Annotated in this window: 2 protein-coding genes; both read left to right on the top strand. The window is 56.1% G+C overall.

Translation table 11 applies throughout. The features are described from left to right. Positions 1-297 precede the first annotated feature (297 nt). Positions 298-4,002 carry an AIDA repeat-containing protein gene (locus tag GbCGDNIH8_RS08655; RefSeq protein ID WP_072572871.1) on the top strand — a complete coding sequence of 1,235 codons (3,705 nt, stop codon included), beginning with the start codon at positions 298-300 and terminating at the stop codon, positions 4,000-4,002. Between the two features lie 635 nt (positions 4,003-4,637). Continuing rightward, on the top strand, positions 4,638-15,164 hold the full coding sequence (locus GbCGDNIH8_RS12735) for an AIDA repeat-containing protein (RefSeq protein ID WP_095206445.1): 10,527 nt from the start codon (positions 4,638-4,640) through the stop codon (positions 15,162-15,164). Positions 15,165-15,559 lie beyond the last annotated feature (395 nt).

Here is a 15,559-nt window from a genome sequence, read left to right as displayed (position 1 = left end):
TGTTCCCGTGTCACCGTTATGCATGCTGGTTCTACCCATAGGGCGTCGAGACCACCCGAAAGGTGCCCTGCACCTGCTGGTTGGGAAAGAGCGCAGGATTTCGGGTCCGCTTCCTGTGCAGGAGGTTAGCTTGTGCGGAGTGTACAAATGCAAGTGGTTGTACAAGCACAACCTATGCGCGATTTTTAATTAAAAAATGAAATTTTTTGTAGTGCCATTCCTGAATCTGATGCTAGGAACAAGCCTATACGAGCCGTGATGTCTTATTTTTTATTCTGACCGGATTTAAGGGTGGTAATGGCTGATATTGTTGTTTCTGCGGGCTTTACGTCCAGTGGCGTGACGTTGAATGGCTCAACTGGCTCTGCCACGATGGATGTGTTCGGCACGACCATCAATACGGAGCTCACTGGCTCTTCCACTGAGACCGTTTTTGCCGGTGGCTCTGCTGTTTCGACGACAGTTGGCAGTGCTTCACTTCAGTATATTTCTTCTGGCGGCGTAGCGAGTGGCACGCAGATCAGTCCTTTTGGCTCGCAGTATGTTTTCTCTGGTGGCGTAGCGAGTGGCGTGCAGATCAGTTCTTGGGGCCGGCAATTTGTTATCTCTGGCGGCGTAGCGAACGGCACGCAGATCAGTTCTGGTGGCTTTCAGTACCTTTCTTCTGGTGGTGTAGCGAATGGGACGCAGATCAGTTCTGGTGGCCAGCAGGACGTTTATGGTGGCGGCGTAGCGAATAGCACGCAGCTTAGTTCTGGTGGCTGGCAACTTACTTACGATGGAGGCGTAACGAACGGCACGCAGATCAATTCTGGTAGCTTGCAGTATGTTTACTCTGGCGGCGTAGCGAATGGCACGCAGATCAGTTCTGGTGGCTTGCAGCGTATTTCCTTGGGTGGTGCAGTGAGCGGTACGGTCATCAGCAATGGTGGCCTCGAGTCTGTTCAGTCTGGCGGTTCCGCGACGTCTGTGATGGTGAGCTCTGGTGGCACGCTGGTTCTGAACGGTGGCGCTGTTGTCAGCGGTATTGTTTACTCTGCTGGTGCGCAGCAGGTTCTGGTGAATGGCGCATCTACAAGTGGCGTGTCGTTTCTGAGTGCGGTTTCCCAGACCCTGTCTTCCGGAGGCACGGCCACCGGAACGGTTCTCGCCTCTGGTGCGTTGCAGACTGTATCCTCTGACGGCGTAGCGATCGGTACGCAGATCAGTTCTGGTGGGTTACAGTACGTTGTTTCTGGTGGTTCCGCGACGTCTGCGACGGTGAGCTCTGGTGGCAGTCTGGTTCTGAACGGTGGCGCTATAGTCAGCGGTATCGTTTACTCTGCTGGTGCACAGCAGGTTCTGGTGAATGGTGCGTCTACAAATGGCATGTCGTTTCTGAGTGCGGTTTCCCAGACCCTGTCTTCCGGAGGCACGGCAACAGGCACAGTTCTGACCTCTGGTGCGGTGCAGATTGTATCTTCTGGCGGCGTAGCGATCGGCACGCAGATCAGTGCCGGTGGCAGCCAGTCTGTTCAGTCTGGCGGTTCTGCTACGTCTGCGACGGTGAGCTCTGGTGGCACCCTGGTTCTGAACGGTGGCGCTGTTGTCAGCGGTATCGTCTACTCTGCTGGTGCGGAGCAGGTTCTGGTGAATGGCGCGTCTACAAGTGGCGTGTCCTTTCTGAGTGCGGTCTCCCAGATTCTGTCTTCCGGCGGGACGGCAACCGGAACGGTTCTCGTCTCTGGTGCGTTGCAGACTGTATCTTCTGGTGGCGTAGCGATTGGCGCGCAGCTCAGTTCTGGTGGCAGGCAGTACGTATCCTCTGGCGGCGTAGCAAGCGGCACCGTCATCAGCAATCGTGGTTTGCAGGCGGTTTCTTCTGGTGGTTCTGTCCTGTCGGTGACCGTGAACAGTGGTGGCGCCCAGCTTATCAGCGCGGGAGGGAGTGCACTCGGCACCGTCGTCAGTTCTGGCGGTTATGTGTTCCTCCTCAGCGGCGGCACCGCAAGCGGGACAGTGCTGATCAGCGGAAATGAATTGATCAGCAGCGGAGGTATTGCATCCGGCACGGTTGTCAGTTCCGGCAGCGAGTTCGTGGATGCGGGCGGTGTGGCGAGTGGTACCCAGTTGCTTGGGACACTTCAGACATTGTCCGGGGTTGCGTATAGTGCGCAGGTAATCGGTAGCGGTGCGTTGCAAAGCATCCAGTCCGGCGGCGTTGCTAGTGGGACTGTTGTGACCTCTGGTGGTGGCCAGCAGATCTTTGCCGGCGGCGTTGCGTTGAATGACGTGATTGCCGGTAGCGGGACGGTCACTGTCAATAGCGGTGGTGTGCTCAGTGGCTCGTTGACTTTCTCGGGTGTTGGCAGTGGGACGCTCGTCATCGGAGACAACAGCGCGGTCGTCTCTGGCGCTGTGATCAGCGGTTTCCAGAGCGACGATGAGATTGATCTGACCGGTCTCGGCTATGACAGCCAGACCTATGTGACACAATCCGGCAGCACTACCAGCGTTGTGACGGGGAATGGCAGCTACAGTCTGAACTTTGCGAGTGACGGGCCTGGCAATCGTGTATTCCTTGCGCGGCAGGGTTCGAATGGTTCCACTGTGCTGTATGCAGCGGGAGGCATTCTGCCAGCACAGAGCATGTCTCTTGGTGGCACGGCCTCCAGTGTGACGGCTAAGTTTGGCTTTGATTCTGCATATGCGGGAAGCTATGCGAATCTTGGTTCTGGTGAAGTCAGCACGGATGGCAAGACCTACAGCGTGACGGGGACGTCCGCCGAGGTTTCCACGGCGTTGCAGAACCTGGTGTTCCAGCCGAGCGGTGGCGGTTCTGCGAGTTCGGTCAGTCTGTCTCTGTCAAACGAGGCAGCTCCGATCGTGCTGCAACTGGACACGACGCTGAACCAGTATCTGGCAGGTGGTGCAGCGGCTGACACGATCATTGGCGGTTCTGGCCATGATACTCTGGCGAGTGGTTCCGGTGGTGGCGTGCTGCAGGCTGTTGGCAGTGGTGACCTGCTGATCGGTGGCAGAGGCTCGACCGTGTTCCATGATGGAGAGGGTTCTGCAACCATCTTCGGCGGTCGTGGTCAGGATACAATCCACGCTACTGCCGGTCATGATCTGATCCTGACAGGGACTGGTGGTTCGACCGTCACGCTGAGTGGCCAGGGCAACTCTCTGTGGAGCTATGGCGCGGATAATGTCGCGGTTGGAGCCGGCGCGAATACCGTGATTGGTGCGGCTGGCTCGAACGCGACGATTTCTGGCGGGTCTTCGGGTGTGATGTTCATTGGGGCTGGCGGCGCGAGCACCATTATGGGTGGCGATGGTGCCTCGACCCTGTTTGGCACGGCGGGTAACCTGACCTACGCGGCGGGCAATGGCGGCGGGTTTATCGTGACGGGCGCCGGCAGCACGTCCAACCTGTTTGGAGGTTCGGCTGGTGGGCTGCTTGCCTTTGGTCAGAGCGGAGCGACGCTGTTCTACACGGGGGGCGGAGGCGCTGACACGATCCAGGGCGGCAATGGCAGCATCATGGTGAATAACGGCGTCAACGGCACGTATTTTGGTGGGACGGCTGGTTTGAACCAGATCTCTGTTGCCGGGCACAGTCTGGCGTTTGGCGGTGGGAATGGCGATGTTCTGACCGCGACAGGGAGCGGGAATGTGTTGCAGGCCGCCGGCGGCAACATGACGCTGAATGGCGGTGGTGCTGACGGCACGGTAATGTTCGCGGGGACTGGCGATGATCTGATGATCGGGAGCACGAATAGCGTGTCAGTTGATATCTTTGCCTTTGCCAATGGTCAGGCTGGAGGCTCGGATACGATCAGTGGTTTCACGGCTGGTACGGATCACCTGGTTCTGAATGGTTTCACCGGTGAACAGGTTGATGCGTCCTATGCGACGAAGAGTGTGGACGGGTCCGGCAACATGCACTTCACATTGACGGATAACACGCAGATCACGCTGGTCGGCGTTTCTGCACTCAGCCGGAACCAGTTCGGATAAATGGTCTGACTTCACTCTGCTTTTTATTGCAGGGAAAATGTTATTGATACGCGATAGACGCCGTAGCCATTGCTGGCTACGGCGTTTTTTTAAATTCGCTTCGTCACATTAAACATGCGATTCCTATTTTGGTTTTATGTTCAATAGAAGTCAGTGTTTGGTCTGGTGGTACGGCTATTGATGCTCAGCTCTATAAAATAGCCTGCGGGCCCTCGGGCAACATCTGTAACGGCCTGCTCCCGTGTCACCGTTATGCATGCCGGTTCTGCCCGTAGGGGTATCGAGACCACTCGACAGGTGCTCTGCACCTGGTGGTTGGGAAAGAGCGCAGGATTTCGGGTCCGCTTCCTGTGCAGGAGGTTAGCTTGCGCGGAGTGTACAAATGCAAGTGGTTGTACAAGCACAACCTGTGCGCGATTTTTAATTAAAAAATGAAATTTTTGGTATTATTCTTTCTGAGTCTGATGCTAGTGATCAAACTCATGTGAGGTGTGATGCCTTGTGGGTTCAATATTTTTTCTGAGAAGGAAACTATGTTGTTTGAAGTTAAATTAATTAACTTAGAAATAAAATATTAGTTCACCTTCGAATCGAATTTACATTTCTGACGCGTAAAAATTTAAGGGATTATAGTCTTGGCACAAATAACAGTTTCATCGGGTGTTACCTCCAGCGGTATTACACTGTCCTCTGCTGTGACTAGTCTCGGCTATGTCTACGGCTCGGCTGTTGATTTTACGATTACAAGCCAGACCTGGCTGTATATCCAGTCCGGAGGCTATGCCACCGGGACGCAGATTCAGCAGACTAATGATGTTTATAGAGGTACATTGGCCGTTTTTAGTGGCGGTTCAGCCTTTGGAACAGTGGCTAGCGGCACAGGTGCCGTTGTCAGCTTGAACGGTGGTTATACAAGCGGAACAATATTGTTCTTTGCTGCCATCGAGGACGTTTATTCAACTGGCCGCACAATTTCGACACAGCTTAATGATAGAAGCAGCCAGACTGTCAGGGAGGGAGGTACTGCCACTTTTACCATTATCGGAAGTGGTAGTGAGCAGACGGTTGTATCGGGCGGTATAGCCAGCGGAACGGTGATTAGCTCCGGTGGTCGCCAGACGGTTAGTTCCGGTAGTATTGATGTAGGTGCTACTGTCTATGAGCGGGCGACGCAAGTTCTACAGAGTGGTGCCGCTGCCAGTAATGTGCGGGTTTCCGGGGGTAACCAGACGCTTCTCTCCGGGTCTGTAGCCACCGGAACAATTGTTTATTCCAGAGGAAGGCAGTATGTTTACGGCAATGCTAGAGCCTCAGCTACACAGGTCAGTGCGGGTGGTGAGCAGATTCTTTATAGTGGTGGCTATGCTGTCAGTGCCCAGATCAGGGCAGGGGGAACCCAGACGCTCCAGAGTGGCGGCTATAACCTTTCATCGGCGGTCGTATATTCTGGCGGCATACAGAGCATAGAGGCAGGTGGGGTAGCCGGTAACACCGTTTTCAATGCCGGTGCGCTGCAAGTGGTGGTTAATGGTGGCGTTGTCAGCAACGTGTCCTTTCAGGTGGCTGCCACCCAGTCGGTTGGTAATTCCGGCACTGCTTCAGGGACGATTCTGGCTTCCGGTGGTTCGCAGGTTGTTGGCAATAGCGGTATCGCTTCCGGCACTGTGCTGAATTCTGGTGGCTCCCAGACTGTTTCGAGTGGCGGTTCTGCCATTTCGGCCTTGGTGTCGTCTGGCGGCTCCCAGATTGTTTTGAGTGCCGGTTCTTCCATTTCGGCCTTTGTGTCTGCTGGCGGTTCCCAATTCGTGATGGGGAGTGGCTCTGCGATTGCGACCAGCGTTGGCTCGGGCGGCACGCAATTTATCGGATCGGGCGGCTATACCAGTGGCACAATTTACAGTTCCGGTGCGCAGCAGGTTCTGCTGAGTGGTGCCATAGATAGCGACCGGACTTTTGTTGGGGCTTCACAAACGATCTCCTCTGGTGGTGTGGGAAGACGGGCAACGCTTTCATCGGGCGCCCAGCAGATTGTCTCCTCTGGAGGTCTGGCAGCGGGCACGACTGCCTACTCAGGGACGACGCAGATTGTTTATGTGGGTGGCGTTGCTGCTGATGGGAATCTTTTTGGCGCGGCAACTGCTTACATTTCAGCAGGGGGCAGCGCTATTGGAGCGCAGGTTTACTCGGGTGCTATGCAGATCATTAGCTCTGGCGGTAGCGCCAGCGCTACGAGCCTTAGTGCTGGCAGCGAGTATGTTCTGTCTGGTGCTGTCGCGAACAGCACGCGGGTCCTCTCGGGCGGACTGCAGGCTGTTAACGCGGGCGGCGTTGCCAGCAACACGCGGCTCAGCAGTGGAGGTTCGCAGACTGTTGATTCTGGTGGTTCTGTTTCCGCAACGAATATTGCGTCCTCTGGTGTAATGTACCTGAGGGGGGCCGCCAGTGCGACGGTTATCAGCGCGGGCGGGTCACAGGGTGTTTCAGCGGGTGGCGTTGATACCAGTGCGCTCGTCTCCGGTGTGCAGATAATTTCCTCGGGGGGTATTGCCTCGGGCGCTGTGCTCATCTCCGGTGGTTCCCAGACTGTTTCCTCTGGCGGCGTAGCGAGTGGGACGCAGATCAGTTCCGGTGGCTTGCAGGATGTTCTGTCTGGCGGCGTAGCGAGTGGGACGCAGCTCAGTTCTGGTGGCGTGCAGAATGTATCTGGCGGCGTAGCGAGTGGCACACAGATCAGTTCTGGTGGCTTGCAGTATGTTGTATATGGTGGTGTAGCAAGCGGCACGCAGCTTAGTTCCGGTGGCACGCAGAATGTTTGGTCTGGCGGCGTAGAGAGCGGCACGCAGATCAGTTTCGGTGCCCAGCAGAATGTGTGGTATGGCGGCATAGCGAATGGCACGAAGGTCAGTTCTGGTGGCCAGCAGAGTGTTTGGACTACTGGTGCAACGAGTGGCACGCAGATCAGTTCTGGTGGCTTGCAGAATGTTTGGTCTGCCGGCGTAGCAAATAGCACGCAGATCAGTTCTGGTGGCTTGCAGAATGTTTACTCTGGTGGCGTAGCGAGCGGTACGCAGATCAGTGCCGGTGGCAGCCAGTCTGTTATGTCTGGCGGTTCTGCGACGTCTGCGACGGTGAGCTCTGGCGGCAGTCTGTTCCTGAACGGTGGGGCTGTTATCAGCGGTATCGTTTACTCTGCCGGTGCCCAGCAGGTTCTGGTGAATGGCGCGTCTACAAGTGGCGTGTCGTTTCTGAGTGCGGTTTCCCAGACCCTGTCTTCCGGAGGCACGGCAACCGCAACGGTTCTCGCCTCTGGCGGCAGCCAACAAATATCGAGCGGTGGCGTCGCAATCGCTACGGTGCTCAACACCAGTGGTCAGCAATGGATCTATTCTGGCGGTGTTGCCAGCGGCACTCGGCTTACCTCGGCAGCCCAGCAAAATGTTTACAGCAGCGGTGTCGCGATCAGTGCGCAGCTTGCTTCAGGGGCCGATCAGACTCTTTTTGGCGGTATTGCCAGTGCGACACAACTGAGCAGTGCCAACCAGAGTATTTACAATGGTGGCGTCGCAAGTGGTACGCAGATCAGCGCTGGCGCCATACAGTGGGTTAACTCCGGTTCTGCTGTTGATACACAGATCAGCAGCGGTGGCCAGCAATATGTTTACTCGGGGAGCCTGGCCAGCGCGACACAGGTCTTTCAGGGGGGTGATCAGCGTATTTTCAGCGGTGCTGTCGGCAGCGATACGGTCATCAGTTCCGGTGGTATACAAAGGATTGCTTCTGGCGGTGTGGACATCGCGGCCCAGGTCAGTGCCGGTGGTTCACAGTATATCGGCGGTGGTGGTTCGGCTGTTTCTGCTGTCATCAGCTCTGGCGGTGCACAGATTCTGGCTTCCGGGGCCGTGTTCAGCAACACGGTGTTCAATGCCGGTGCCCAGCAGATTCTGCTAAATGGCGCTTCCATAAGCGGCTTCTCTCTTCAGGTTGCCGCATCCCAGACGCTGTCTGGCGCAACAGCCACAGCCACGACTCTGGCATCAGGCGGCACGCAGATCGTCTCGTCTGGCGGTATTGCTGTTGCCACCGTATTGAGTTCCGGTGGCTTGCAGACTGTTTTGAATGGAGGTGTTGAAAGCGGTGCGCAGATCAGCGCAGGTGCATCGCAGGCAATTTTCTCCGGTGGTGTCGCCAGCGGTACACAGATCAGCTCTGGCGGTCAGCAAACGATTTCTGCGGGGGGTGTTGCTAACACTGCGCAACTGAGCTCTGGTGGACAGCAATTCATCTCCTCCGGCGGTGTTGCCAGTGGCACGCAGTTCATCTCTGGTGGTAATCAGTATATTTCTGCTGGCGGCGTCGCCAGTGGCGGACTGCTTGGTTCCCGTGGCCACCAGTATGTGTATGGTAATGCTGTCAGTGCACAGCTTCAGCTTGGTGCATTCCAGTATGTTTCCTCTGGAGGTGTGGCCAGTGTCACACAGGTTAGCTCAGGCGGCGAGCAGGATATTTTTTCCGGTGGTGTTGCCAGTAATGCCCAGATCGGTTCAGGCGGTTTTCAGGTTGTTTCCTCTGGCGGTGTCGCCAATGATACCATCCTTGTGGGCGCTACTCAGCAGATTCACTCTACCGGTGTTGCCAGCGGTACGCAGATCAGTGCAGGTGGTACACAGAATATCTGGGGTGGAGGCGTTGCCAGTGGTACGAAGCTCCTCAGTGGCAGCCAGCAGGTCAATTCCAGAGGTGTCGCAGTTGCTGCACAAATCAGCGCAGGTGGCATACAGACTGTACTGTCGACTGGTGTCGACAGCGGTGCACAGATCAGCTCCGGCGGGTTGCAGACTATCAGCTCCGGTGGTCTGACCAGCGCTGCACAGGTCAGCGCCGGCGGCTCCCAGGTGGTTATGATGGGCGGTTCTGCGGTCTCCGCCACTTTGCTTTCCGGTGGCACGCAGTTCCTGTCATCAGGCGCCATCATCAGCAACACCATCTTCAGCGCCGGTGGTCAGCAGGTTTTGCTGAGCGGCGTCTCAATCAGTGGTTTGTCTCTACTGGTCGGGGCATCCCAGACGCTGTCTTCCGGCGCGACAGCGACCGGGACAGTTCTGGCCAATGGTGGTACGCAGATTATCTCTGCCAGTGCTTCGGCGGATGGCACTGCCATTGGTCAGAATGGCGCACAGAATGTTCTGAGTGGTGGCTCGGCTACCAGCGCTGTTGTTGCGACGTCGGGAACGCAGTTTGTCTTGGGTGGTGGCACGGCCATCGGCACGACCATTTCGAATGGTGGTCGACAGACCGTGTATTCCGGCGGCATCGTCAGTGGAACCGTGTTTGGTAGCAATGGCCAGCAGGATGTCATGTCCGGCGCGGTGATCAGCGGTGCCATCCTGACTGCTGGTCTGGCAACACAGCATGTCAGCTCCGGTGGCTCGGCCATTGCAACCACTCTGGGCAATATGACACTGCAAAATGTAAATTTTGGTGGTGTTGCGATCAGCTCCCTTCTGTCTGCGGGGGCTTTACAATATGTGTCGGGTGGTGGTGCGGCCAGCAGCACAACCATTGTTGGTAATGGTGCTGTACAGAAAATTTTTGCCACCGGTATCGCCAGCAATACGGTGATCAGCGCTGGTCAGCAACAGGTTGTGGGCAGTGCGGTCAGTGCCGTGCTGACGGGCGCCGGTAGTCAGATCGTATCCTCTGGTGGCGTCGTAATCGGAACAGTCTTCAGCTCCGGTGGTAAACAGACCCTGCTGAACGGTGCTTCTGTCAGTGGCGCTTCCATTCTGACAGCAGCCTCACAGACTGTATCAAATGGCGGTGTTGCAGCGGCAACGACATTGGCTTCGGGTGGCATCCAGATCATATCGTCCGGTGGTGTTGCCTCGGGCACAGTAATGAGCTCTGGTGGCACGCAGCGCGTGGTGGCGGGTGGGCTTGCCAGTGGTGCGGTGTTGAGCTCGGGCGGTCAGCAGACCTTGCTGAGCGGTGGCTCTGCCAGTGCTACATCCATTCTGACCTCTGCCATCCAGACTGTCAGTAATGGCGGTTCGGCGATTGCAACGATCCTGGCTTCCGGCGGCACACAGCTTGTGTCTGCGGGTGGTGTTGCCAGTGGAACGGTGTTCAGCGCTGGTGGTCAGCAGATTGTACTGAGCGGTGCCTCCGTCAGTGGTACATCGGTTCAGACTGCTGCCTCGCAGACATTGTCTGCCGGCGCTGTCGCTGTTGGAACGATCCTGGCATCAAGCGGTATGCAGATCGTTTCCTCAGGTGGTGTTGCATCTGCTACGATATTGAATTCTGCTGGTTCCCAGACGATCAGTGCTGGCGGCTCTGCTGTCGGCGCAATACTGGCGGGTGGCACACAATCTGTGTTGTCTGGTGGTAAGGATGTCTCGGCAACAATCAGTTCCGGCAGTTTGCAGGCTGTTTACGGTACGGCCAGCGGCGCACTGATCAGTTCCGGCGGCAAGCAGGACGTTATGAGTGGGGCTGCGGTTGCGAGCGCAACTGTCATCAGCGTCGGTGGTTCGCAGACCGTTAGTGCCAGCGGTTCTGCCGTGGGTACACTGCTTACGGGTGGCAGACAATCTGTGTTGTCTGGCGGTACGGATGTCTCGGCAACGATCAAGGCCGGCGGTCAGCAGAGCCTGTATGGAGCAGCGAGCAGAACATTTATCAGTTCCGGTGGTATCCAGAATGTGATGAGCGGTGGATCTGCTCTTTCTGCAACGCTAAATTCCGGTGGTGCGCAATTCGTGTCTTCAGGTGGGGTGGCGTCCAGTACGGTTCTGCTATCCAGTGGTCAGCAGATCATCCTGAGTGGTGGTTCTGCAAGTGGCACGCAAGTCAGTTCCGGGGGCGTCCAGTCTGTCGGGTCCGGTGGTACAGTGGTCAGCACGGTCATCAGTTCCGGTGGGTCGCAGACAATTAATTCCGGTGGGATTGTGATCAGTGCGGTGATTAGCTCTGGGGGGGTGCAGACATTTGCCTCCGGCGCTATTACGAGCAATACCCAGATCGGTGCTGGTGGCATTCAGAATGTCGGCGTGCAGGCCATAGCCATCTCAACGACAATCAGCGCGAATGGTGTGCAGAGTGTCGGCTTTACAGGTCAGACAACTGGGACCGTCATCAGCTCTGGTGGTGTGCAGTCTGTTCTTTTGTCGGGTACAGCCACCAGAACCGTGATCAGCACAGGAGGGGTTCAAACTGTTGCTTTAAACGGATCTGCTGTCTCTGCGATAATCAGCTCTGGTGGCTCTCAGACTGTTCTGGGTGATGATGCCTCTGCAACGATCAGTTCAGGCGGTTTGCAAGCTGTTTCAGATGGTGGCAATGTCACATCCGCACTGATCCTGTCTGGTGGTTCCCAGACGGTTAATAGCGGTGGTCATTCCTATGATGCCGTGATTGCTTCTGGTGGCGTCCAGACCCTTTCCTGGGGTATGGCCAGCGGGACGACAATTTCCGGTGGTTTGCAGACCATTTTGTCTGGCGGTATTGCATCTGGAACGACGATACAGACAGGTGGATCGCAGACTGTGTCTGCGGCCGGAACGGACATAGGTGCAAGCGTCTACGGTAGCCAGGATATTCTTTCAAATGGCATCGCAAGCTCTACGCTTGTTATAAGTGGAAGACAGTTTGTTTCTGGTATTGCTGTTTCCGCGACATTGGTTGGGGACGGTGCATCCCAGTTGATTTATGCTGGTGGTATCGGAAGTCAGACAAATGTCAGTTCGGGCGGATCACAGCTTGTGCTTTCAGGTGGCTTGACGACCGGGACGCAGATCAGTTCTGGTGGTTCGCAAACTGTCTCCTCTGGTGGTACAGCCAGCAGCACACTGATTAATGCGTCTGGTAGTCAATCTGTTTCAGGGATCACTGTTGATGCACAGATTCTTTCCGGTGGTGTGCAGAATATCATGTCTGGTGGTGTTGCCAGTCATACGGTGATCAGTTCTGGTGGTGCTCAAACTGTCTCGTCAGGCGGTTATGACAGCGGTGCAGAGATCAGTCTGGGTGCAAATCAGGATATTGTCTCCGGCGGTATCGGTGTTGGTGCACTGATTGGCTCGGGCGGTTGGCAGAATATCTATATTGGTGGTGTTGCCAGCAGTGCTGCGATTGCTTCAGGTGGTCTCCAGCAGGTCATATCGGGTGGTATCGCCAGCAGCACGCAGATCAGCGTGGGTGGTTCCCAGGTTATTTCTTCCGGCGGGACGGAATGGGGGGCAAACATTTCTGGTGGCGCCCAGACCATCCTGGGAAGTGGAATTTCTATCTCCGCCAGTGTTTCTGGCGGGATACAGACCATCTCCTCTGGTGGTGTTGCCAGCAATGCCACGATTGCCTCAAGTGGTCTCCAGCAGGTTATATCGGGTGGTGTCGCCAGCGGCACGCAGATCAGCGTGGGTGGTTCCCAGGTTATTTCTTCCGGCGGGTCGGAATCGGGGGCCAGCATTTCTGGTGGCGCCCAGACCATCCTGGAAAGTGGGATTTCTATCTCCGCCAGTGTTTCGAGCGGGATACAGACGATATCCTCCGGTGGTATTGCCTCTGCTACGACACTCCTGACAGCAGGCATACAGATTGTTGATGTCGGAGGCTCTTCTCTTTCGGCGACCCTGGGTTTTGACGCCTCACAAATCGTGTCTTCTGGCGCGGTTGTGAGTGACACAGTATTCACGTCCGGCAGCCAGCAAACTCTGATGAGCGGTGCCGCTGTCATGAGTGCTTCTATTTTTGCTTCTGCCACACAGTTTATTGAGGATGGTGGCTCTGCCACAGCGACGAGCCTTGCCTCTGGTGGTGCGCAGTCTGTGCGGTCCGGTGGTGTTGCCTCCGGGACGGTGTTGAGCGCAGGCGGTACACAGTTTGTGCAGTCCGGAGCAATTGTCAGCGGCACAGTCTTCAGCTCTGGCGGTCAGCAGGTTTTGTCGAGCGGTGCTTCAGTGACCGGTGCTGCTATCCTGACTTCTGCCTTGCAGAATGTCATGGACGGTGGTTCTGCCACTACGACGGTCCTGGCCTCCGGTGGTGTGCAGTCTGTGCAGTCTGGTGGTGTTGCGTCCGGAGCGGTGCTGAGCGCAGGCGGCATACAGTCCGTGCAGTCCGGAGCGATTATCAGCAGCACAGTCTTCAGTTCTGGCGGCCAGCAGGTTCTCTTGAGCGGCGCTTCTGTCAGTGGCATGTCCATTCTGGCATCTGCATTGCAGATTGTTTCCGCAGGCGGTTCTGCCATAGCGACGAGCCTTGCTTCTGGTGGTACGCAGGCGTTGCTAGCCGGTGGTCTTGCCTCCGGGACAACTCTGGCTGCGGGCGGTACTCAGCTCGTGTCGTCAGGCGCCATTGCCAGCAGAACGACAGTGACCTCCGGCGGTGGTCAGATTATATCGTCTGGTGGTGTTGCGATTGATGATGTAATTGCCGGCCATGGTACAGTAACAGTGGAGGCTGGTGCTGCTCTAAGTGGCTCCCTGACTTTCGGGGGTGTTGGCAGCGGGACCCTGGCAATTCAGAACGGTGCAGTGACATCCGGTCTGACCATCAGCGGATTCCAGAGCGACGATACAGTTGATCTGAGAGATCTTGGCTACAGCAATGAAACCTATGTTGAACAGACTGGTCAGCCTGGTGTTGTCAAGGTCATTACGGGCAGCGGCAGCAGCTATACACTGAATTTTGCAAATGATGGTGTTGCCGGTCGTATCTTCCTTGCGAAGAAGGATGCGGGTGCCGGGACACAGATCTATGCGACAGGTGGCATCCTGCCCGCGCAAAGCGTCAATTTTGGCAGCTCTGCATCGAGCATGAAAGTGAACTTCAGTTTTGATGCTGCATATGCCGGGACCTATGCGAATCTTGGTTCTGGTGAAGTCAGCACGGATGGCAAGACCTACAGCGTGACGGGGACGTCCGCCGAGGTTTCCACGGCGTTGCAGAACCTTGTGTTCCAGCCGACCGGTGGCGGTTCTGCGAGTTCGGTCAGTCTGTCTCTGTCAAACGAAGCAGCTCCGATCGTGCTGCAACTGGACACGACGCTGAACCAGTATCTGGCAGGTGGTGCAGCGGCTGACACGATCATTGGCGGTTCCGGCCATGATACTCTGGCGAGTGGTTCCGGTGGTGGCGTGCTGCAGGCTGTTGGCAGTGGTGACCTGCTGATCGGTGGCAGAGGCTCGACTGTGTTCCATGATGGAGAGGGTTCTGCAACCATCTTCGGCGGTCGCGGTCAGGATACAATCCACGCTACTGCCGGTCATGACCTGATCCTGACAGGGACTGGTGGTTCGACCGTCATGCTGAGTGGCCAGGGGAACTCTCTGTGGAGCTATGGCGCGGATAATGTCGCGGTTGGAGCCGGCGCGAATACCGTGATTGGTGCGGCTGGCTCGAACGCGACGATTTCTGGCGGGTCTTCGGGTGTGATGTTCATTGGGGCTGGCGGCGCGAGCACCATTATGGGTGGCGATGGTGCCTCGACCCTGTTTGGCACGGCGGGTAACCTGACTTACGCGGCGGGCAATGGCGGCGGGTTTATCGTGACGGGCGCCGGCAGCACGTCCAACCTGTTTGGAGGTTCGGCTGGTGGGCTGCTTGCCTTTGGTCAGAGCGGAGCGACGCTGTTCTACACGGGGGGCGGAGGCGCTGACACGATCCAGGGCGGCAATGGCAGCATCATGGTGAATAACGGCGTCAACGGCACGTATTTTGGTGGGAGTGCGGGTTCGAACCAGATCTCTGTTGCCGGGCACAGTCTGGCGTTTGGCGGTGGGAATGGCGATGTTCTGACCGCGACAGGGAGCGGGAATGTGTTGCAGGCCGCCGGCGGCAACATGACGCTGAATGGCGGTGGTGCTGACGGCACGGTAATGTTTGCCGGCACTGGCAATTATCTGATGATCGGGAGCACGAATAGCGTGTCAGTTGATATCTTTGCCTTTGCCAATGGTCAGGCTGGAGGCTCTGACACGATCAGTGGTTTCACGGCTGGTACGGATCATCTGGTCCTGAATGGTTTCACCGGTGAACAGGTTGATGCGTCCTACGCGACAAAGAGTGTGGACGGGTCCGGCAATATGCACTTCACATTGACGGATAACACACAGATCACGCTGGTCGGCGTTTCCGCACTCAGCCGGAGCCAGTTCGGATGAGCGTCTGATTTCACTCTGCTTTTTCGCGATCTATCAGACGCCGTAGCCGTTGCTGGCTACGGCGTTTTTTTTAATTCGCTTCGTCACATTAAACATGCGATTCCTATTTTTAATATTAACAATAAATATTGATTTTGGACACGATCAGTAATGGGGACACCAATATTTTCTCTCAATTAGTGTGGCAGTAGAGCGCGGATAAATTCTGGTGGTAATCAAACTGTGTCTTCTGATGGCGCGAATATTTATGCTCAGCTCTATAAAATAGCCTGCAGTTCATCGAAAAACATCAGTGATGCTTTCTTCCTGTGCCGTCGCTTAGGCATTCCGTTTAATAATATTTAATTAAATTTAATTTTAATTTTACTCGCCACATTAATTTAAATGATATAAAT

Source organism: Granulibacter bethesdensis (assembly GCF_001889545.1).
GTDB classification, from domain to species: domain Bacteria; phylum Pseudomonadota; class Alphaproteobacteria; order Acetobacterales; family Acetobacteraceae; genus Granulibacter; species Granulibacter bethesdensis_B.
Note: the sequence above shows the minus strand (reverse complement) of the source record. Positions and strands in the feature narration are given on the sequence as shown.

Bases quoted from the DNA above. Each gene is read 5' to 3' on its own strand.
- GbCGDNIH8_RS08655 (WP_072572871.1), top strand. From the start codon at position 298: ATGGCTGATATTGTTGTTTCTGCGGGCTTTACGTCCAGTGGCGTGACG.